This is a genomic window from Nocardia thraciensis (genome assembly GCF_054782435.1).
Genome location: NZ_BAAGSM010000006.1, coordinates 1 through 20,411, shown reverse-complemented (window position 1 = coordinate 20,411; position 20,411 = coordinate 1). Strand labels below are relative to the sequence as shown.

At 67.6% G+C, this 20,411-nt stretch carries 15 protein-coding genes, 1 tRNA gene and 2 pseudogenes; 11 read left to right on the top strand and 7 right to left on the bottom strand.

Translation table 11 applies throughout. The annotated features are described in order from the left end of the window. Positions 1-286: 286 nt before the first annotated feature. Positions 287-420: pseudogene (locus ACYVLQ_RS00805) on the top strand (DUF1232 domain-containing protein); the annotation flags it as partial. Between the two features lie 458 nt (positions 421-878). Here ACYVLQ_RS00805 and ACYVLQ_RS00800 read toward each other — a convergent pair. After that, positions 879-1,565, bottom strand: coding sequence for an alpha/beta fold hydrolase (locus tag ACYVLQ_RS00800; protein ID WP_460695385.1), 687 nt, complete (start codon positions 1,563-1,565; stop codon positions 879-881). Positions 1,566-1,623: 58 nt separating this feature from the next. On the opposite strand from ACYVLQ_RS00800, the pseudogene ACYVLQ_RS00795 reads away from it, so the two are divergent. Next, positions 1,624-1,809 (top strand): annotated as a pseudogene (locus ACYVLQ_RS00795) (MerR family transcriptional regulator); the annotation flags it as partial. A 140-nt stretch (positions 1,810-1,949) separates the two neighbouring features. On the opposite strand, the gene ACYVLQ_RS00790 reads toward ACYVLQ_RS00795, so the two are convergent. Further along, positions 1,950-2,198 (bottom strand): hypothetical protein, encoded by a 249-nt coding sequence (locus tag ACYVLQ_RS00790; RefSeq protein ID WP_460695392.1) that lies wholly within the window; start codon positions 2,196-2,198, stop codon positions 1,950-1,952. Positions 2,199-2,255: 57 nt separating this feature from the next. Further along, entirely contained in the window at positions 2,256-2,480 is a 225-nt protein-coding gene (locus ACYVLQ_RS00785; protein ID WP_460695384.1) for a hypothetical protein, read from the bottom strand. Positions 2,481-2,558: 78 nt separating this feature from the next. Here ACYVLQ_RS00785 and ACYVLQ_RS00780 point away from each other — a divergent pair, with 78 nt between their 5' ends. Together ACYVLQ_RS00780 and ACYVLQ_RS00775 are read left to right on the top strand one after the other, a co-directional pair. Next, the gene (locus tag ACYVLQ_RS00780; RefSeq protein WP_460695383.1) at positions 2,559-3,071 is read left to right on the top strand and encodes a MarR family transcriptional regulator; all 513 of its coding nucleotides are present in this window, start codon (positions 2,559-2,561) and stop codon (positions 3,069-3,071) included. A 76-nt stretch (positions 3,072-3,147) separates the two neighbouring features. Further along, entirely contained in the window at positions 3,148-4,014 is an 867-nt protein-coding gene (locus ACYVLQ_RS00775; RefSeq protein WP_460695382.1) for an alpha/beta fold hydrolase, read from the top strand. A gap of 657 nt (positions 4,015-4,671) precedes the next feature. Here ACYVLQ_RS00775 and ACYVLQ_RS00770 read toward each other — a convergent pair. Beyond that, a tRNA-Arg gene (locus tag ACYVLQ_RS00770) sits at positions 4,672-4,744 on the bottom strand. A gap of 94 nt (positions 4,745-4,838) precedes the next feature. Then, positions 4,839-6,302 carry a flavin-containing monooxygenase gene (locus tag ACYVLQ_RS00765; protein WP_460695381.1) on the bottom strand — a complete coding sequence of 488 codons (1,464 nt, stop codon included), beginning with the start codon at positions 6,300-6,302 and terminating at the stop codon, positions 4,839-4,841. 754 nt (positions 6,303-7,056) lie between these two features. On the opposite strand from ACYVLQ_RS00765, the gene ACYVLQ_RS00760 reads away from it, so the two are divergent. From ACYVLQ_RS00760 to ACYVLQ_RS00745, 4 genes are all read left to right on the top strand, one after another. After that, on the top strand, positions 7,057-8,691 hold the full coding sequence (locus ACYVLQ_RS00760; protein WP_460695380.1) for a long-chain fatty acid--CoA ligase: 1,635 nt from the start codon (positions 7,057-7,059) through the stop codon (positions 8,689-8,691). Between the two features lie 109 nt (positions 8,692-8,800). Next, entirely contained in the window at positions 8,801-9,271 is a 471-nt protein-coding gene (locus ACYVLQ_RS00755) for a YiiD C-terminal domain-containing protein (RefSeq protein ID WP_460695379.1), read from the top strand. A 223-nt stretch (positions 9,272-9,494) separates the two neighbouring features. Next, positions 9,495-11,108, top strand: a complete 1,614-nt coding sequence (locus ACYVLQ_RS00750; protein ID WP_460695378.1) for an acyl-CoA synthetase — start codon at positions 9,495-9,497, stop codon at positions 11,106-11,108. 918 nt (positions 11,109-12,026) lie between these two features. Then, the gene (locus ACYVLQ_RS00745; protein ID WP_460695377.1) at positions 12,027-12,404 is read left to right on the top strand and encodes a DUF2255 family protein; all 378 of its coding nucleotides are present in this window, start codon (positions 12,027-12,029) and stop codon (positions 12,402-12,404) included. A gap of 93 nt (positions 12,405-12,497) precedes the next feature. On the opposite strand, the gene ACYVLQ_RS00740 is transcribed toward ACYVLQ_RS00745, so the two are convergent. Both ACYVLQ_RS00740 and ACYVLQ_RS00735 read right to left on the bottom strand, forming a co-directional pair. Beyond that, a complete protein-coding gene (locus ACYVLQ_RS00740; RefSeq protein ID WP_068020491.1) occupies positions 12,498-12,890 on the bottom strand; it encodes an SCO5389 family protein in 393 nt (130 codons plus the stop codon). Positions 12,891-12,948: 58 nt separating this feature from the next. Continuing rightward, on the bottom strand, positions 12,949-14,058 hold the full coding sequence (locus tag ACYVLQ_RS00735; RefSeq protein WP_460695376.1) for a nitronate monooxygenase: 1,110 nt from the start codon (positions 14,056-14,058) through the stop codon (positions 12,949-12,951). Positions 14,059-14,248: 190 nt separating this feature from the next. On the opposite strand from ACYVLQ_RS00735, the gene ACYVLQ_RS00730 reads away from it, so the two are divergent. From ACYVLQ_RS00730 to ACYVLQ_RS00720, 3 genes are all read left to right on the top strand, one after another. After that, complete coding sequence (locus tag ACYVLQ_RS00730) at positions 14,249-15,112, top strand: M23 family metallopeptidase (RefSeq protein ID WP_460695375.1); 864 nt, start codon at positions 14,249-14,251, stop codon at positions 15,110-15,112. Then, complete coding sequence (locus ACYVLQ_RS00725) at positions 15,097-16,149, top strand: helix-turn-helix transcriptional regulator (protein WP_460695374.1); 1,053 nt, start codon at positions 15,097-15,099, stop codon at positions 16,147-16,149. Before ACYVLQ_RS00730 ends, ACYVLQ_RS00725 begins: the two co-directional genes overlap by 16 nt. A 214-nt stretch (positions 16,150-16,363) precedes the next feature. Continuing rightward, on the top strand, positions 16,364-20,411 hold a 4,048-nt coding region (locus tag ACYVLQ_RS00720; protein WP_460695373.1), incomplete at its 3' end, for an amino acid adenylation domain-containing protein.

Genomic DNA, 20,411 nt, shown 5'->3' with positions numbered 1-20,411 from the left:
GGCGCCGGGATGAATTGCCGCGCCGGGACAACGACCATCGGTCAGCGAGAATCCGCCATCGAATTTGCGCTGGTCCGGCACAGCAATGGACCGTGGACCCGGGCGGCAGCGCCGCCTCGGTGATCAAAAACGTGGGCAGTGGAAAATGCGCCGTGGCTTCAGAGATTCCATCGTGGATGACTCCTGCTCGGCGAAGGCCGTCATCGACGCCGCACAGGCGAGCTGAGCACGCAGGTAGGCGCGGTTCGCCGGGAAACGTGCGTCGGTGTGAAGCCTGTGCGCCGGGTTGGTCGCCGATCGCGGCCTGCCGCGCAGCGTCCGGGTCCGGCTCTGGCTGTTGCTGGCCTATCCGGCCTTCCGCTGGATCTCGTTCCGGACGTGGTTCCCGTGCTCGGCTACGCCGACGATGCCATCATCGTCACCGCCGGTACCAGCGGTCCAGCCGATCATCGGGACGTGCAACCGAAAGAATTGGTTCGGTCCCGGAGTCGGACCCGAGCGGGCTTAGAGTGATTGCTCAGCGGTGTTGGTTGCGGTGGGCGTACTCGGTAGCTGCCGAGCGTGCCGACTTGGGTTGCCGCTTCGACCTGCGGTGTTAGCTGGCAGCAACCCCCGGATGATGCGAACCTGCGACACGTGACCTGGGGTTTCTCTGTGTGGCAACTAGTTCACGATTCAAGCACCATGTCTGACCTGCGCGAACGACGGGTCCCTCCCGTGCCCCGACTCTATCGCGTTCCGTCCCTCGACGTGCCCACGGCGGGCACATCGAAGACGGAATACAGGCGACCGGGGGATCCGCTGCGGTCGACTGGTAGACGAAGCTGATTTCGCACTGGGAAGAGGGGTCCGCAGACCGGCCTGAGTGACCTCGGGATTCATCGATACGTGGTCTCATGATTCGTCCTTGAAGCCACGTTGATGGCCTCTGCCCATTCGGCGGGGCGTTCACTGGCGAGTGCGTGTCCGGAATCGAGTTCGACGAACCGGGCATTCGGGATGCTGGTCGCGAGTTCGACTGCATGCGAGGCCGATACGACTGAATCGATCGTGTCGACTAGTGCGCCGATCTCACCGTCCGATCTGGTGTCGAGCCATCCGGGACTCCAGCCGAGCAAGGTCAGATACGCCGCCAACGACCGAGTATCGCCGGAAGCGGCCAGTCTGCGCCACGTGGCGACGACCAACCGCAGACGCGCATTGGGATGAGCGAATCCCGCCGACAAAACCAGCCGGGTCACCCGTTGACGGTGTCGAGTCGCGATCCGCACTGCCACTGCGGCCCCGGTAGAAAAACCGACCACGGCGAACTGTTCCTGCCTGGCCTGTAGCGCTGCACTCACCAGGCCGTCGGCCAGGCCGTCGAGAGTCAACGGCGTTGTCGCGCGCGGCGTGCGCCCCGACCCCGGGTAGTCCACCGCTATGACGGTGTTCGCCTCGGCCAACCTCGGCACGATCGGGCCGAAACTGTCTTCGATGTCGCTGCTCGCCCCGTGGGCGAGCAGGATGCCGGGGCCGCTTCCGTAGACGGATCCCAGGAACTCACTCGTGCTCTGCGTTGTCATGGACCCACGCTAAAATCTCACACTGATGTGAGAGTCAACTCGGAGCGGCGGAGTCGGAATGCGAATCGGTGAACTGGCCCAACGTACGGGGGTGAGTCATCGGCTGCTTCGTTACTACGAGGAGCAGGGGCTGCTCACGGCGCAACGAACCGGCGGCGGCTTTCGCGAGTACGGTCCGACCGCCCCCGATATCGTCCGCCAGATCCGTGCTCTGCTGGCCGCTGGTCTACCCACCCGGGCAATTCGCGACATCCTGCCCTGCGCGCACGGCCCCGCCCCCACCCTCGAACCCCATCCCGACATGCTCTCTCTGCTCCGCGCTGAACTGGACTCCCTCGATTCCCGCATCACCTGCCTGCGAGAAACCCGCGAAATACTGGCCTGCTACCTTTCCGTCACGGAATCCGGCTCGACCACCGTTGACGCGGTTCGGGTGACGTTGCCCGAGAGTGAAAGCGCCCGCAACCCGCACAGCCAGCCGATCCCGCCGAGCACCATGCGTGGATAGTTCAGCGTGGTCCAAGTGTCGATGAACGACTCCACTCGCTCTGGTGTCCAGTCGTCGCCCCCGGATTGGAAGATCAGCACCTGGGTGACGAAATAGCCGTAGGACGACAGCGAGTAGGCGGCCATGATGCCCGCCGAGGCCAGCCACCAGCGCCGGAAGGCGACAGGGGTGCGCCACGCCAGCTACAGATTGATCAACGACAACAGCGCGACGACCGGAGAGACGAACGGCCAGAACGCACGGCCGGCCTGATGGAAACCGGATTCGTTCATGGCGTCGAGTACCTGGTCCGGGCGCGCGTCAACCCACAGTGGGATCACGGCGAGTTTCTCGTACCAGCCCGCTCCGAACTGGATTCCGACGAATATCACCAGCAGCCACAGGGGAATGGCGCGTTTGACCGTCATTGCCCTGATCTCCTCGACCTATGTACTCTCTCTTTGAGAGTCTCTCTGTTTTAGAGATATTAGGAAGGGTCGTGGCGTATGACATCAGGGAAGTCCCGGAGTGAGACCCTGAACTCGCTACAGCTCGTGCTGCGTGTACAGGCGACGCGGACCGTGCTGTTCCATTCGGCCGTCGCGCAGCGTGCCGGTATCACCGTCACCGACCTGAGCTGTCTGAACCTGCTGAGTATGGAAGGCCCGCTGACTCCGGGCGAGCTCGCGCGGCACGTCGGCATCACCCGCGGTGGGGCTGTGACCGCCGTGATCGATCGCCTCGAGCGGTCCGGGTACGTCGCACGTCGGCGTGATCCGGACGATCGCCGGAGGGTCCTCGTCGAGATCACCGCCAAGGCCGCACAACAGGTTTCGCCGTTGTTCGCCGGACTCGGGCGAGCGATGCAAGAGCAGTTCGCGGGCCGGGACGCCGAACCGCTGGCGGTACTCCTCGATTTCGTCACCACGTCCACGAACGCGCTGGCTCATGCGACCGACGCATTGCGCGGCGTCTCACCGATCGGCGATGAGTCCCACCAGCGCACTCCGTCTGCATGATCGACTGGAGCACGAGGCGCCGGTCGACGACCTACCGAAAGCTTCCGACATTTTCAAACGCACTCTGATCACCCTCGTGACCACCGCTGTTCTCACCGCCTGCGGAAGTGACGGCGCTGCCGCACCCGAGCAGCCTGTCCCCGGCCGCTATGCCGATGTCAACGGCCTGCACATGTACTACGAGGTGCATGGTCAGCCGACCGAGCAATCGCCGGTGGTACTGCTGCACGGTGCGCTGTCCGGCATCAGTACCGACTTCGGCTCTCTCATACCGGAATTGGCGAAACGACGGCAGGTCATCGCCGTCGAGCAACAGGCGCACGGGCACACCGCCGATATCGAGTGGCCGCTGCGCAGCACGTCCATGGCAGAGGATACGGCCGCACTGTTGCGGCAGATCGGCATCCAGCGCGCCGACGTGCTCGGCTACAGCATGGGTGCGAGTGTCGCGCTCGATATCGGCATCCGCCATCCGGACGTGGTACGCACACTGGTGCTCGTTTCGGGTGGGCTGGGCCCCGACGGCCTGCACCCGGGCACCCTGGAGGGCATCGCCGAACTGCAGCCGGAGATGTTGCACGGCAGCCCGTTTCACACCGCCTATCTCGTCGATGCGCCACGGCCGGAAGATTTTCCGAAGCTCGTGGCGCGGGTGAAGGAGATGGATGCCAACGTGCCGACGGTGCCCGCCGAGCAGGTTCGCGCGCTGACCGCGCCGACCCTGAACATCATCGCCGACTCCGACATCGTCCGGCCCGAACACGCGGTGGAGGTGTTCCGGCTGCTGGGCGGCGGCATCATGGGTGACACTCCGGCGGGACTGCCGGATTCAGAACTCGGGATCATCCCCGGGGCATCGCATGTCACCGGTGTGCACCGTACCGAGATCCTCGCCCCGATGGTCACCGCGTTCCTGGAACGTCCGGTCGAGACCCAGCCCTGAGTGTCGGCTTGTGCTTGGGCTACGGCGAGCCGCTGACCCGGTCTTCGCTGACACCGATATCGGCATCGCCCGGCATCGAATCGCGCCGCAATACGATCGACGTCGCCGCGTTCACCGGGCGGGAGAGCGGCGCTGACCGACGCGCGCAACAAAGCACGATTCCGAGCACTGGCAGCGATGGCCACCGGCACCCTCGCACTTCTCGCCCTGGCTCCGACGGCGAACGCATATCCCGTAGGACCTTGGGGAGTCGAAGGTCCCTGTCGGGGATTGACACCAGCTGAATGCCCGTACATCCCCGAACCCGACGGTCTGGTCTGGAACTCCTACATCAACGGCGAGAAGACCGGTTCGCTGTATGTCGACCAAACCAACCACATCGTCTGCAGTGAAAGCCGGGGAGCCCTGCAACCAGCTTCATCTGTACGCCGATGATGGCGCTGGTCCGGGTACTGCCGCCGATCAAGATCGGGAGCTACATCTACTAGCAAGACGGCGCGGTATGGGCGGTGACGGCCACTGTTCCAGTACCACTGGGTGCTCGCGCATCCGTGCAACTCGTTGGGGCGTGTGTCGAGGTGTGGAAAGCGCCCCCGTGGAATCGAACCTGCGACGGCGAAAGCGGCTATGGCCTGCGGAAACGCCGTCGCAGGTCGGTGCCCCCGGCAGGATTCGAACCTGCGACACCCGCTTTAGGAGAGCGGTGCTCTATCCCCTGAGCTACGAGGGCGGATCGGTTGCTTGGTGCGGACCGGTTCCGGGCTTGGGCGGAGTTTACCCGGTGGGTCCGGGATCGGTGGCATCGCGGCGGTTCGGGGGTGGTGTCAGGCGGCGGTGCCCTCGTCGTAGGCGGTGGGGTCGAAGCGGCGGGTCTTCCAGCGGAACAGGACGGTGGCGCCGGGCCAGTTGTTGGTGATGCGGCCGGAGGCGTTGCGGTACCAGCTGGAGCAGAAGTTCCAGGGGGTGTCCTTCAGGCGTCGCTGCAGCCAGTCGTCCCAGGACTGCTCGGCGGCGGGGCGGGCCGCTAGGAAGTGGCCGGGGCGCCGGGCCAGGTACTGCACGGCCTGGCGGATGTAGCGGGCCTGCGATTCCAGCATGAAGATGATCGAACCGGCGCCGACGTTGGTGTTCGGGCCGTACATCATGAACAGGTTCGGGAAACCGGGGACGGACATGCCCAGGTAGGCGCGGGCGCCCTCGGGGGACCATTCGTCGGCGAGCTTGCGCCCGCCCACGCCGTAGATGTTCATCGGCGCCAGGAATTCGGTGCCCTTGAAGCCGGTGCCGTAGACGATCACATCGACCTCGTGCTCGACGCCGTCGGAGGTGCGGATGCCGGTCGGCGTGATCGCCTCGATGGCGGAGGTCTCCACCGTGACGTTCGGTTGACCGAGCGCCGGGAAGTAGTCGTTGGAGAACAGCCCGCGCTTGCAGCCCGCCGCGTAGTCGGGGGTCAGCTTGCGGCGCAGCTCCAAATCCGGAACCTGTTGTGCGCGATGGCGATCCGCGATGGCGATGACGGGCTTCTTGATGGCCGGGATGTCGGTGAGCGCCAACGACATCACCTCGAAGAAGGTCCAGATCGCGAAGCGCTCGGCGAGGCGGCTCGGCGGGAAATACTTGAACAGCGCGTGATGCGTTGCGGTGTACTCGGTATCGAACTTCGGCAGCACCCACGCGGCCGAGCGCTGGAACAGCGTGAGGTGCTCGACCTGCGGCTGGATCGCCGGAATGTACTGAATCGCACTGGCTCCCGTGCCGATGCAGGCGACCCGCTTACCGGTGAGGTCGATGCCGTGATCCCACTCGGCGGAGTGGAAGGCGGTTCCGGTGAAGGTGTCCACGCCCGGGATATTCGGCAGCGCCGGGCGGGACAGCTGACCCACCGCGGGCATCAGGATGTCCGCGGTCAGGGTCGCGCCATCCTTGGTACGCACCTGCCAGATCCCTTGCCGCTCATCGAATTCCGCGTCTGTCACCTCGGTCCCGAAGCGGATCTTCGCGGGCAGCCCGTACTTCTCGGCGACCGTTCGCATATAGGCGTGGATGTCGGCCTGCTGTGAAAACCGCCGCGGCCAATCGGATTTGGGCTCGTAGGACCACGAGTACAGCGGTGACGGCACGTCGCAGGCGGCGTTGGGGTAGGTGTTCTCGCGCCACACGCCGCCGAGATCGTCGGCCTTCTCCACGATCGTGTAGTTCTCCAGCCCGGCGCGCTGCAGCTCCAGCGCCATGCCGAGCCCGGCGAATCCGGCACCGATGATGAGGATGGACGGGGTGCGAGTCATACCATGAGGTTAGGTGTTCCCAGTCGCCGCGCGAAGAGATCAACGGCCAGTGGATCCATATTTCCGGCCAAGTCGGATAGTGTATCCGTGCAGGTCATCGCGCCTGTAGTCGAAACTGGGGTATCCGCCGTAGAGTCCGGCGAATCCGGCGCCGACGATGATCACATCGCGAATATCCTGCTCAGCACGGTCCCGCATAGGTCCAACTCCGGCGGTGGCGCGAAGAAGTTTCGTATCGCCATATTTCCTCCAGGAGTATCTGCCCGCACGTGCTCGGGCGAGGGTCGTGTCCCGGTCATCAGGACGATCACCAGGGTGAATCGCGGGCGCGCGGGCGTTTCGACTGGACATGCGGCCGTCCGGCTCCCTACTATTTTCCGCTAGGAAGTTGCTCGAAATGGCCTGTCCTGGTGTGGGTTTGGTGATTCGGCGGTGCCGCAGGGGGTGTCGTCGCAAGGCCAGGTGCACATCGGATGGTCTGCCGATCGGTAACTCGCGTCAGATGTGAGGGTCGGCAGTGGGCGGCTGCGCGCGGCGAAGGTGGGGTTCGTCGTGTGCAGCCGCCTTTTCTCCCCGACCGCCCGACTGCAGCCGTCGTTCGCGCGATGCTACTCGCCGGTCATCCCACGTTTTCGCTGCTAGCGAGGGCTACTGTGCGGGCGGCTGACTTCAGTCGAGCCCCTCCCGTGGTGTCCGAATTCGGCTATCCTCGCGGCAGTGTGACCTCGTTCACTGGTGAGGAGTGGCGTTTCAGATGTTGAGCACGATGCAGGACGAACAGCTGTCGCTGGCGACATTGCTGCGGTACGCGACGACGTTCCACGGCGACGCCACGGTGTCCACGTGGACCGGCGACGGCGTGCGCACCACGACCTATCGCGAACTGGGCGTCGAATGCGCCCGGCTGGCGAATGCCCTGCGCAGTCTGGGCATCGGCGACGGTGACCGGGTCGGCACGTTCATGTGGAACAACACCGAGCACATGGCGGCCTACGCGGCGGTGCCCGCGATGGGCGCGGTGCTGCACGCGCTCAATATCCGGTTGTTCCCGGAGCAACTGGTCTACGTGGCCAACCACGCCGAGGACCAGGTCGTGATCGTGGACGGCTCGCTGGTGCCGATGTTCGCCCAGTACCTGCCGAACCTGAAGACGGTGCGTCACGTGCTGGTCGCCAACGGCGACCCCGCGAGCCTGACCGCGCCCGCCGGAGTGCAGGTGCATTCGTACGCGGAACTGCTTGCCGCGCAACCGGATACCTTCGACTACCCGGTGATCGACGAGCGCTCGGCGGCCGGGATGTGCTACACCTCCGGCACCACCGGCGATCCGAAGGGCGTCGTGTACTCGCACCGCTCGAACTGGCTGCACGCCATGCAGGTGATCTCGCCCAACAGCATGGGTTTCACCGCCCAGGACACCGTGCTCACGATCGTTCCGCTGTTCCACGCCAACTCGTGGGGCATCCCGTACGCGGCCATGATGGCGGGCGCGAGCCTGCTGATGCCCGACCGCTTCCTGCAGCCCGCGCCGCTGCTGCAGATGATGGCCGCCCAGCGGCCGACCTTCGCCGCGGCGGTGCCGACCATCTGGGGCGGGGTGCTGGCGGGGCTGGACGCGCAACCCCAGGACATTTCGCATCTGCGCACCTGCGTGGTCGGCGGCTCGGCGGTGCCGCCGTCCATGATGCGGGCCTTCCAGGAGAAGTACGGCGTGCGGCTGCTGCACGCCTGGGGGATGACCGAGACCTCTCCGCTGGGCAGCGTCGGCCACCCGCCCCGCGGGGCCGAGGGCGAGGACGAATGGGCCTACCGTTTCACCCAGGGGCGGTTCCCGGCGTCGGTGCAGGCGCGGCTGGTCGGTGATGACGGCTCCGTGCAGCCCAATGACGGAGAGTCGCTGGGGGAGTTGGAGGTTCGCGGTCCATGGATCACCGGCTCGTACTATTCGCCCGAGGGCGCGCAGGTGGATCCGGACAAGTTCCACGACGGCTGGCTGCGCACCGGGGACGTCGGCAAGATCAGCCCCGACGGCTACCTGACGCTGGTCGACCGGTCCAAGGACGTGATCAAGTCCGGTGGTGAGTGGATCTCCTCGGTCGATCTGGAGAACGCGATCATGGGTCACCCGGCCGTCGCCGAGGCGTCGGTGATCGGCATCCCCGACGAGAAGTGGGACGAGCGGCCGCTGGTGGCGGTCGTGCTCAAGGAGGGCGGCAGCACCGACCCCGCCGACCTCCGCGACTTCCTCGCCGACAAGTTCGCCAAGTGGCAGCTGCCCGAGTACTGGACCTTCATCGACGAGATCCCCAAGACCAGCGTCGGCAAGTTCGACAAGAAGCGGCTGCGGGCGCGGTACGCCGACGGGGAGTTGACGGTGGCCACGTTGTAGGTCCTCGCACCCCGCGTGCCCGGTGCTGTTGGCAAGCTGTCAACAGGATGTACCCTGGGCGCACCGGTCCGGTGACCGGGCACGTGGTGGTGCGCAGGAAGGATGCTTCATGGTCGAGACGAACAGCGACGCTCCGGCGTTCGCGGACATGGTGAACGGGGCGCTGGAGTTCACGATTCCGATCGCGCACAAGATGGGTGTGCGGGCGCTCGAGGTGCGGCCCGGCTTCGCCGCGACCACGGTGCCGATAGAGGGCAACGGCAACCACTTCGGCGTCATGTACGCGGGCGTGCTGTTCACCGTCGCCGAAATCCTCGGTGGCGCAATCCCGATCGCCACCTTCGACAACGCGAAGTACTACCCGCTGGTCAAGGATCTGCAGATCTTCTTCCGCAAGCCCGCCAAGACCGATGTGCGCGCCGAGGCGTCGCTGTCGGAGGGGGACATCGCCCGCATCACGGCCGATGCCGAGGCCAACGGGAAGGCCGACTTCACCCTCCAGGCGACCGTGACCGACGCCGACGGCGTGGTGGTGGCCGAGACCAAGGGGTTGTACCAGCTGCGTACGCACGGGAAGTAGTCCCGCCCTCCGGGCGTGCTTCCGTTTCCGGCGTGCTTTGGCCGGAATCTCGGGATGGATTCCGGCGGCGTGGGGCGCTGGTCCGCGCACTCGGTGGGCGGGGCCGGGTACCCCGGGTTAACCTGGGGGCGCATGCCAAAGGCGGGTGGACGAGGAGGTCCGGCATGGTTGCGTTGTGCGCTGCCGCTGTGCGAGTTGGCCAGTGCGGCAAGGGGGTTGGGCAATGACCATCACGCTGCTGCGGACGCTCGGCGCCCGGGTGTGGACCGAGCTGGAGTACCTGCGGGTGTGCGTGGGCAGCGGGCTGGTCGGCATCGAATCGCCGATGACGCTGCTGTCGGCGGGCTCGGCATTCCTGCGATACGGCGGTCTGCCTGCGCTGCTGGCACTTTCGGCGGCCCGATACGGCGACCGCACCGCGGTGCTCGACGAACTGGGCGCCCTGAGCTACCGGGCCCTCGACGAGCGCAGCAACCGGCTGGCCAACGAATGGCGCAAGCGCGGGCTGCGGTCGGGCGAGGGTGTGGCGATCCTGGCGCGCAACCACCGCGGGCTGCTGGACGCGGTATTCGCCGCCGCCAAGTGTGGTGCCCGAATCATCCTGCTGAACACCGATTTCGCGAGCCCGCAGCTGCGCGACGTCGCCGCCCGCGAGGGCGCCGACCTGCTGGTCTACGACGAGGAGTACGAACCGATCCTCGGCGACCTGAGTCCGCGGCGGGGCGCCTATCGCGCCTGGACGGATTCCAGCCATCCGAGCAGCCTCGAATCCCTCATCGCCGCGGGCTCGTCCGCCTCGCCGCCCGCGTCCGGCCCGGGCTCCAAGATCATCCTGTTGACCAGCGGGACCACCGGCACCCCGAAGGGCGCGCCGCGGTCGGAGCCGCGCTCGCTGGAGCCGCTGGGGGCGGTGCTGAGCCGGGTGCCGTTCCGCACTCGCGAGGTCACCGAATGCCCCGCGCCGCTGTTCCATACCTTGGGCTTCGCGATGTCGTTGCTGGCCATCGGCTTCGGCTCCACCTTGGTGATCCGCCGCCGCTTCGACCCGCAGCAGGTGATCGACAGCATGACCCGCCACCGGGCGACCGCGCTGATCACGGTGCCGGTGATGCTGTCTCGCATCGTCGAACTCGGTCCGCAGGCGCTGACCGGCCGCGACTTGTCAAGGCTGCGAATCGTTTTTGTGGCCGGATCACAGCTCGGCGCCGATCTGTGTCGCCGGGTGACGGCGCTGCTCGGCCCGGTGGTCTACAACCTGTACGGCTCCACCGAGGTCGCCTACGCCAGCATCGCCACTCCCGCCGATCTCGCGGAAGAGCCCGGCTGCGTGGGCAAACCGGTGCTCGGCGCGGTGGTGAAGATCCTCGACGACTCCGGTGCGGAGGTTCCGGTCGGCGTCACCGGCCGCATCTTCGTCGCCAATGCCGCGCAGTTCGAGGGCTATACCGGCGGTGGCGGCAAGGAGCGGGTCCGCGGCCTGATGTCCTCCGGGGATGTCGGCCACTTCGATTCCGCCGGTAGGCTTTTCATCGACGGGCGCGACGACGACATGATCGTCTCCGGCGGCGAGAACGTCTTCCCCGGTGAGGTCGAGGAACTCCTCAACGCGCACAACGGAATTCGCGAGGCGGCCGTCATCGGAGTTCCCGACGACGAGTTCGACGCCCGCCTCGAGGCCTACGTCGTCCTCGCCGACGAGTCCCTCACCGCCGACGACGTGAAGACCCACGTCAAGGTCAACCTGGCCCGCTACAAAGTTCCCCGCGAGGTAGTCTTCCTGCCCGAGCTACCCCGCAACCCCACAGGCAAAATCCTCAAGCGCATGCTGCGCGAGTAGTAGGCGGTGCGCCCGAGCGTAGCTTTCGTCAAGAGTGAGCGCTCGAAGGGTGATGTTTGCTCGGGCCGACCCTCCGAACGTGACGTTCGTCCGGCTCTAGGGTCGAGTTCCGTACCGGAATACCCTCTGGGCCAAGAATTAGCGACTAACCGCGGTGACAGGCATCCCGCCATGATTGTGGCGCTGGCCGAACCGACAGTGAATTCGTTGGCCTATGGAAACTCTGTTTTGTAACACTTGTTGCAATTCTTTCGTTCGGTTTCTTCGGTGGAGGGGATACCTGACCTTGTACCTAGGATCAGCTTCTCGAGCCCACGCACGTTGGTGTCTGGGTTCCGTTTATGTCCAGCCCTGCGCTCCACATGGTCCAAGGGTCTGCAGATGGCGTTGGATCTGAGTCGCTGTAGGCGCAAGATCCTTACATGGCCCGTGGGCTGGATCCTTCGAGACAGGCAAGAGGTCGCGGACCTGTCCGATTGGAAGATCCGCGACCTTACGGAGTTGCCGGAAATCGTTGCAGCGGAGAATGGTTCGGCTAACCAACCAGTGAGTTGACGGTCGTGTGCCAGTCGTAAAGCCGATCATCTAGGCTCCGGATAGCTGGCAGCGAGTCCCATCGGCGGAGCGTCTGGCGAACCGCCTTGATGCGATCCATCGCCGTCGCGTACCAGTTCCGGCCGAGGATATCGAGAGCTTCCTCGAGGTAGGTGCAGGCTTGCTCTGGGTTCTGTTCCAGAACTGCGGCAGCCGCGAGGTCGGCAAGGTAGAGAACCAGTCCAGCCAGACCGGGGAAGGGGTGGTACCGGACTCGGCGCGTCGGTATCGGATTGCCGCGACGGCGGTGTCGCAGCCGGGACCTGGGGCTATGAGAGGGAAAGATGTTTTCCAGCTCACCACCGGGACCCGGAAGGAGACGCGATGGCAAAGTGGACGGCCGACGAACTCAACAGGATCGCGGAAACCGAGGAATTGCAGCTGGCGGCGGCGGGCCGGGACGGAACCCTGCGCATGCCGGTGACGATCTGGGTGGTGCGGCACGGCCGCGACCTCTACGTGCGCTCGGTGAACGGGCCGGACGCGGCATGGTATCGGACCGCGGTGGTCAGCAGGCGCGGGCGGATCCGGGCGGGCAGTATCGACCAGGACATCACCTTCGTCGACGCCGACCCGGACCGCAACGACGATATCGACTCCGAGTACGCAGCGAAGTACCAGCGCTATGCCGCCAGCATCATCGCCGAAATCACCGGTGCCAGAGCGCGTTCCACCACGCTCAAGCTGCTCCCGCAAGGCTGATGCGGGGATCCGGCATGTTCTCGCTCGCAACGGTGCGCGCACGCGAAACCGGCGCGGGCGAAAGGGAATCGCCTGCGCCGGTCTCGTACGCGGTTAGCAGTTACGCAGTTCCGGGCTCTGGTTGAGCAGCTGAGCGCGGGTCGAGATGAACCGCGTGTAGGTCTCGCCGCCGACCTCCGACAGCGGGAACGCCGCTACCCGGTGGCAGTTCTGGAACGCGATCTTGATCCCGAAGTGCCGCTCCAGACCCCCGCGGATGGAGTCGGACGCCATGGCGCGCAGCAGCTGGCCGCGGGCCGTCTCGTCCGGCGGGGGCACCTGATTGTCGGCGAATTCGGCTGTGCCGGAACGCAGGTCGGCTGCCACCCGGCTGACCACCTCGTAGGCGTAGGGCAGCGAGTTGCGGACGCATTCGACGAACTCGTCGTCGGAGACCTCACCGCGTTCGGCGCGTTCGAGCAGTGCGGTAGGTACGTCGAGTGACATAGCGCTCTCCTCATGGGATGGCGGGACGATGTCATCTGATTCTAAACGAAAAAGGTTGTCAACAATCCTGGATTGTGCGCGAAAGCCCTAGTTTCAGAGCGCTTTTCATATCAACGGACAGGGTGCGCACCAGCTCCGCGGCGGGTAGCTGGCCGGTCAGCGCATGTGTTTGACCTGCCCAGAGGTTCACCGCGTCGGCGTTGCCGTCGGCCCGCGCCTGCTTGCGCAACGGCCCGGTGGCGTAATGGATTTCGGGGTAGGCGGCGGGCGCGTCGGGGTGGTCGAGGATGAACCGGTTGCGCAGTCCGCGGGCGCGGCGGCCGCTGAAGGCGCGGGTCAGCATCGTCGGGGTATCGATGGTCAGGGCGTCGCGATGCAACTGCGCCGTCCCGGCCTCGGGGCAGTTCAGGAAGGCCGTGCCCAACTGCACGGCGGCCGCACCGGCGACCAGTACAGCAGCGGCGGCGGAGCCCGTGGCGATGCCGCCCGCCGCCGCCACCGGCCGGTCGGTCGCGGCCGTGAGCAGCTGTAGCAGGGCCAGCGTCGACAGCGGGTCGGCCGCATCGTCGGCGGGCCGGTCCACGAACGTCGCCCGGTGCCCCCCGGCCTCGGCGCCCTGGGCGATCAGGACGTCCGCGCCCGCGTCGACTGCGATGCGCGCCTCGGCCACCGAGGTGACCGTCACCCAAGCCTCCGATCCGACCGCACGCAGCCGGGCTATCTCGGCCGCCGACGGACAGCCGAAGGTGAAGGACACCACCGCCACCGGGTCGGCGACCAGGGCGTCCAGCTTGGCCTCCCAGTCGTCGGTATCGAATTTCGCGGCGCCGAGGGGGAAGTCCCGGCCGACCTGCTCGAGATATCGGGCGAACTGCTCGGTCGGCGTGGGCGCTCCCGGAACGAACAGGTTCACGCCGAAGGGGACGGCGGCTACCGCGGCGTCGGCGTCCGGTCCGGGGGCCTGCGCATCGGGGTTGCGGCCGCCGCCGTCCGACAACAGCGCGCGGGTGCGCACCATCCGGTCGGCAAGGCCGTCCGCGCTCAGATACCCGGCGGCGAGGAAGCCCAGCCCGCCGGCGGCCGACACCGCGGCGGCGAGTTCGGGTGTGGAGGGTCCGCCCGCCATCGGAGCCAGCACGATCGGGGTTCGTAGCTCGTCGATGATCACCCCTTCAGTCTGGCGTATGTAACGGTCGCGCAGGGCAGTGATACCCGCCTCACCTGGACTTTTTCGCCAGAAGGTTGCGAAAAGGTCACGGCGGAGTACAGTTTGCGTCACAGCAGATGCCGAATCGTTACCGAAAATGAGGTTTCGGCCCGGCTCCGCTTCCCGAAGTTGATCGACGCTAGGACGAGCCTTGCCGCAGCACCGTGAGACCTCCAGTTCCGTATCCGTTCAGGACCTGCTCGGAGATGGTGTCGCCGGTCGGCCGAACCGCCATCGCGCCCAGCCGCGCACCGCCGACCGGATGAAACTGGCGGCCAGCGCGGCGGTCGCGGCGGGCGCCATCGTCGGCACCGCCGCCCAGCTCGCCCACGCCGCGCCGCTGCTTCCGGTGAGCCACGACAGCACCAATACCGACGACGTCGCGCTGGAGGCGGCCTCCGAGCCGGTCGAGCAGGCGCGGGCGGCCACCGCCGCCCCCGTGGCCGCCGCCGAGGCGCCCGCCCCGGCCCCGGTGGAGGCGGCGCCCGTCGCCGTCCCCGCGCCCCCGGCGCCGTTCGGGCTCCAGAATCTACCGCCGGAGGTCGCCGGTCCGCTGTCGCAGGCCGAGCAGGTGATCAAGGGCCTGCAGAACCAGGTCGCCCCGGCCCCCGCGGTCCGCCCGGTCGCCGGTGTCGTGAGTTCCGACTTCGGATCCCGGTGGGGCGCCTTCCATTACGGTGTCGACTTCGCCGATTCGCTCGGCGCCCCCATCCGTTCGGTGGCCAGCGGCACCGTGATCGAGGCGGGCCCGGCGTCGGGCTTCGGCCTGTGGGTGCGGGTCCGGCACGACGACGGCGCGACCGCCGTCTACGGCCACGTCAACGACATCCTGACCAGCGTCGGCCAGCGGGTGAACGCCGGTGATGTCATCGCCACCGTCGGCAACCGCGGCAACTCCACCGGTCCGCACCTGCACCTCGAGATCTGGGATCCCAGCGACGTGAAGATCGATCCCACGCCCTACCTGGCCAGCAAGGGTGTCATCCTGTCGCAGCAGTCGTGGGGACCCGAGTAATCGTCGCGGGTGTGAACGGCCGCGCGCTGTCGCGGCCGGTGGTCGCGGGGGCTGGTGATGTGACAGGTTTACACGAATTGTTCGATTCCAGGTCTCTGCAGGGACGCGCGTACGCGGCCCTCGTGCAGCATCCGCGGTCCAGCCTGATCGAGCTGGCGTCCTATCTGGAATGCCCGCTGGAGGTCGCGGAGGCGTCGCTGGACCGGCTGTGCGAACTGCAAGCGGCCGTGCGCATCGACACCAACGGCCGCACAGTATGGGATGCCCACGCCCCGGAGGCGTTGTCGGAGGCCGAGTCCCGGCGGCGGCAGGGCGAGACCGCGCGGATGCACGCGGCGGCGGCCCGGCTGGGCGAGACGTTCCGGTCGGTTCGGCGCACCGTGCGCGGCGGCGGCACCATCGTGCCGATGTACGAAACCCGGGAGCTGGTCGCTGAATTCGAGGATCTGCAGCGAGCGGCCCGCAACAGCGTGCGGCTGGTCGAGCGCGGGCCCTACATCTGCGACGCCGACAAGGCCGAGCGGATGTTCGAGCTGAAGTCGGCCCGCATCGATGCCGGGATTCGCTATCAGACCCTGTACCAGGACTCCGTCTATCAGGATCCGGATCGGCTGCGGCACGCCCTCGCCACCAACTCCGCCGGGGCACTGGCGCGCACCCTGCCCGATCCGCCGCTGAAGGTGATGATCGTCGACGGCGAGCGGGCCAGCCTGATGCTGCACAGCGACGAGCGGCGCGGCGACCCGATGGGCCTGCGGATCGGCCCGTCGCCGACGCTGGACCTGCTGGTGCGCACCTTCGACGTGCTGTGGTCGCTGGCGGCCCCGATCTCGGTGAATCCGAGCGAACCGCTGGACGAGCGCGACCGCGCGATCCTCACCCTGATGGGGCTGGGCGCCACCGACGACACCATCGCGCGCCGGCTGGGCATGTCCCGGCGGACCGTGGTGCGCCGCACGGCGAGCCTGCTGGAGCGGCTCGGCGCCAGCACCCGCTTCCAGGCGGGCGTGCAGGCCATTCGGCGCGGCTGGCTGTGACCTCGCGGCCCCCGGCGCGGCCACGCGGTGACGCGGGCCACTGAATTCGCCTCCCCGCGCAACATCCGAGCACCCTCATACCGATGAGTAGAGGGAGCTCGCGCGGACACCGCGGTGCGCCGTTACCCCGATATGATTGCTCGGACCGTACGAGGGGTGCCGATAGTGGTCGGGCCGTGCGGACCCGCTGGACGCGAGAGGTGAATGCACTCGAATGGAAACTGCCCGTCGTTCCGCTCGTGGTGGTCGGCGCCGCCGGTCGGGCGGTCCGCTGTTCGGACAGCTGCTCACCGCCGCGGTGGAGTCCGCGGCCGACTCGGTGGCGATCCGGTTCGCCCCTGCCGATGATCCCGCCGAGGCGCGCGAACTCACCTACCGGGAGCTGGACGAGGCCTCCTCGCGGCTGGCCCGGGAACTGATCGACCGCGGGGTCGGCGCGGGCGACGTCGTCGCCATCGGCATCACCCGCTCGATCGAGTCGGTGCTGTCGGTCTGGGCGATCGCCAAGACCGGCGCCGCCTACGTCCCGGTGGATCCGACCTATCCGGCGGAGCGCATCGCGCATATGGTCTCGGATTCCGGGGCCGTGATCGGCCTGACCCTCTCCGCGCACCGACCGGCGCTCGGCACCGGCGTGTACTGGCTCGAGTTGGACGATCCGGTGGTGCGCGACCGGGTGGCGGCGCGGCCGTCGCACCCGATCTCCTACACCGACCGCGTGCGCCCGCTCACGGAGCTGCACCCGGCCTACGTCATCTATACCTCGGGCTCCACGGGGCGACCGAAGGGCGTCGTCGTCACCCATGTCGGGCTGGGCGCCCTGGTGGCCGCGGAGCGCGAACACTATGGGGTGGCCGAGGATTCGCGGGTGATGCACGTCTGCTCGCCGAACTTCGACGTCTCGGTGCTGGAGCTGATGCTCACGTTCTCCACGGGCGCGACGCTGGTGGTGTCGCCGCCGGAGGTCTTCGGCGGATACGAGCTGGCCGATCTGCTGCGCCGCGAGCGGGCCACGCACATGTTGATCACGCCGGGTGCGCTGGAATCGGTGGATCCGACGGGCCTGGACGATATCGAGACGGTGATGGTCATCGGCGACCGGTTCGGCCCGGAGCTGGTGGGCCGGTGGGCGCGGGACGGTCGGAAGTTCGTCAACGGCTACGGCCCGACCGAGGCCACGATCCTGGTGACCTCCATCGCGCTCACCCCGGGCGAGCCGATCACCATCGGCCCGGCGATCCCGGGTGTCGGTGTGTTCGTCCTGGATTCACGGTTGCGGCCGGTGCCCGCCGGGGTGGTGGGCGAGCTGTACCTGTCGGGCCCGGCGCTGGCGCAGGGATACCTGGGCCGCCCGGCGCTGACGGCGGGACGCTTCGTCGCCAGCCCGTTCGGCGCGGAGACCGGCAGCCCGGGTGCGCGGCTGTATCGCACCGGAGACCTGGTGCGGCGCAACGAATCCGACGGCGGGATCGAGTTCTTGGGCCGCTCGGACTTCCAGGTGAAGGTGCGTGGTTTCCGGATCGAACTGGGCGAGATCGACAACGCGCTGACCGACCATCCCGACGTGGACTTCGCGGCCACGCTCGGCCGCTCGCTGCCCGCCGGTGGCACCACCATGGTGTCGTACGTGCTGCCGCGCGCCGGGGCGACGCTCGACACCGATGAACTCGAGGCGTTCCTCTCGAACTCCTTGCCCGCCTACATGATTCCGGCATTGATCATGGTGCTGGACGAGATCCCGCTGACTCCCATCGGCAAGCTGGATCGTGCCCGGCTGCCCGAACCGGTGTTCGCCGCAAGGGAATTCCGTGCGCCGTCCACCCCTGTGGAGCAGATCGTCGCGGACGTGTTCGCGGCGCTGCTGGGCCCCGGGACCCCGATGGAACAGGTGGGCCCGGGCGAGGCCGCGCAGGCGGCGGCGCGGGACCGCGCCGGGGCCGCGGCGGGCACCGGGCCCGGCCGGGTCGGCGCCGACGACGATTTCTTCGCGCTGGGCGGCAATTCGCTGCTGGCCGCGCAGGCCGCGGCCCGCATCGGATCCGCGCTCGATGTGCGGGTGCCGGTGCAGCTGCTGTTCGAGGCGCCGACGGTGGCCGCGCTGGCCGAACGCGTCGAGCGCCACGCCGGTTCGGCGGCGGGGCAGCAACTGCGGCCGATGCCGCGCCCCGAGCGGATCCCGCTGTCGTACGCGCAACAGCGGATGTGGTTCCTCAACCGCTTCGATCCGGCGAGCGCGGTCAACAACATCCCCGTCGCCGTCCGGCTGACGGGCGCCCTGGATGTCGAGGCCCTGCGGGCCGCGGTGCGCGACCTGGTGGAGCGGCACGAGGTGCTGCGCACCGTCTACCCGGAACTCGATGGCGAGGGCTATCAACTGGTGCTGCCGGTCTCGGATGCCCTCGCGGTGCCGGAGCTTTCGGTGGTCGACGCGGACGAGTCGCAGGTGCCCGCGCTCGTCGCCGAGACGGTGACGGGCGGATTCGACGCCACCGCCGCGCCGCCGGTCCGGCTGCGCGTGCTGCGGCTCGCGGCCCAGGAGCACGTCCTGGTGTGCGTGGTCCACCACATCGCGGGCGACGGCTTCTCGATGGGCCCGCTGGCTCGCGACCTGATGACCGCCTACCTGGATCGCGCGCGGGGCGAACAGCCGGACTGGGCGCCGCTACCGGTGCAGTACGCCGACTACGCGCTGTGGCAGCGCGAGACCCTCGGCGCCGAGGACGATCCGGAATCGCTGCTGGCGCAACAGATCGAGTACTGGCGTCAGCAGCTGGCGGCGCTGCCCGAACAACTGGATCTCCCCGCCGACCGGCCCCGGCCGCTCGCCGCGACCTACCACGGCGCGACCGTCGGATTCGAGATCGATGCCGAGGTGCACGCCGCGCTGAACGAGCTTGCGCACGAGAACAATTCGACGCTGTTCATGGTCGTGCACGCGACGCTGGCGGCGCTGCTGGCACGGCTGTCGGGCACCCGCGACATCGCGATCGGCACCCCGATCGCGGGCCGCGGCGAGGCCGAACTCGACGACCTGATCGGCATGTTCGTCAACACGCTGGTGCTGCGCACCGAGATCGATCCGGGCATGCGCTTCGCCGACCTGCTGTCGGCGGTCCGCGGCACGGATGTGGCGGCCTTCGGGCATGCGGACGTGCCGTTCGAGCGGTTGGTTGAGCTGCTGGACCCGGCGCGGTCGGCGGCGCGGCACCCGCTGTTCCAGGTGATGCTGACCTTCCAGAACCTGGCGCAGACCCATCTGGAGCTGCCCGGACTGGCGGCGTCCGGCGTCGATCTGGCGGTGCCGCTGGCCAAGTTCGACCTGCAACTGGCGCTGGCCGAGCGCACCGACGAACACGGTGTGCCGCAGGGCATCTCGGCGGCGTTCACCTACGCCACCGACCTGTTCGACGAGGCCACGGTGCAGGACTTCACCGACCGGTTCCTGCGCATGCTGGGCGCGGTGGCCGCCGACGCCGGTGCGGTCGTGGGCGATATCGATGTGCTGGCGCCCGGCGAGCGCGAATTGGTGCTGCACGAATGGAATTCGCCCGGCGCCCAAGTGCCGCCGGTGACGCTGGTGGATCTGATTGCCATACAGGCGCATCGACGTCCGGACGCGACCGCGATCCGCTACGGCGATGCCACGCTCTCGTTCGGCGAGCTGCACCGGCGGGCGAACCGGGTCGCTCGGGCCCTGATCGCCCAGGGCGTGGGCCCGGAATCGCTGGTGGCGGTGGCGATGCCGCGCACGGAGGAGTTGCCGGTGGCACTGCTCGGCGTGCTGATCGCCGGCGCGGGGTATCTGCCGGTCGATACCGCCTATCCGGCGCAGCGGCTGGAGTTCATGCTCTCCGATGCCGCGCCCGCCTGCGTCCTGACCACCGCGTCGGAACGAGAAGCGCTGCCTGCGAGCGATATTCGTGTGGTCCTGTTCGAGGAGACCGCGGAGTTCCCCGGTTCCCCGGTTACGGATGCGGATCGGGTCGCGCCGCTGCGGCCGGAGAATCTGGCGTATGTCATCTATACGTCCGGTTCCACCGGCGTGCCGAAGGGTGTGGGTGTCGCGCACGGCAATGTGTTGGAGCTGTTCGCCAATACGCAGTTGTTGTTCGATTTCGACGAGACCGACGTGTGGACGCTGTTCCATTCCTTCGCTTTCGATTTCTCGGTGTGGGAGCTGTGGTGCGCGTTGGCCAACGGCGGTGCGGTGGTGGTGGTCGATTTCTTGACCTCGCGGTCGCCGGAGTTGTTCCGCGAGTTGT

Coding starts and splice junctions, on each gene's coding strand:
- ACYVLQ_RS00800 (WP_460695385.1), bottom strand. CDS start 1,565: ATGACAACGCAGAGCACGAGTGAGTTCCTGGGATCCGTCTACGGAAGC.
- ACYVLQ_RS00790 (WP_460695392.1), bottom strand. CDS start 2,198: ATGGCCGCCTACTCGCTGTCGTCCTACGGCTATTTCGTCACCCAGGTG.
- ACYVLQ_RS00785 (WP_460695384.1), bottom strand. CDS start 2,480: ATGACGGTCAAACGCGCCATTCCCCTGTGGCTGCTGGTGATATTCGTC.
- ACYVLQ_RS00780 (WP_460695383.1), top strand. CDS start 2,559: ATGACATCAGGGAAGTCCCGGAGTGAGACCCTGAACTCGCTACAGCTC.
- ACYVLQ_RS00765 (WP_460695381.1), bottom strand. CDS start 6,302: ATGACTCGCACCCCGTCCATCCTCATCATCGGTGCCGGATTCGCCGGG.
- ACYVLQ_RS00760 (WP_460695380.1), top strand. CDS start 7,057: ATGTTGAGCACGATGCAGGACGAACAGCTGTCGCTGGCGACATTGCTG.
- ACYVLQ_RS00755 (WP_460695379.1), top strand. CDS start 8,801: ATGGTCGAGACGAACAGCGACGCTCCGGCGTTCGCGGACATGGTGAAC.
- ACYVLQ_RS00750 (WP_460695378.1), top strand. CDS start 9,495: ATGACCATCACGCTGCTGCGGACGCTCGGCGCCCGGGTGTGGACCGAG.
- ACYVLQ_RS00745 (WP_460695377.1), top strand. CDS start 12,027: ATGGCAAAGTGGACGGCCGACGAACTCAACAGGATCGCGGAAACCGAG.
- ACYVLQ_RS00740 (WP_068020491.1), bottom strand. CDS start 12,890: ATGTCACTCGACGTACCTACCGCACTGCTCGAACGCGCCGAACGCGGT.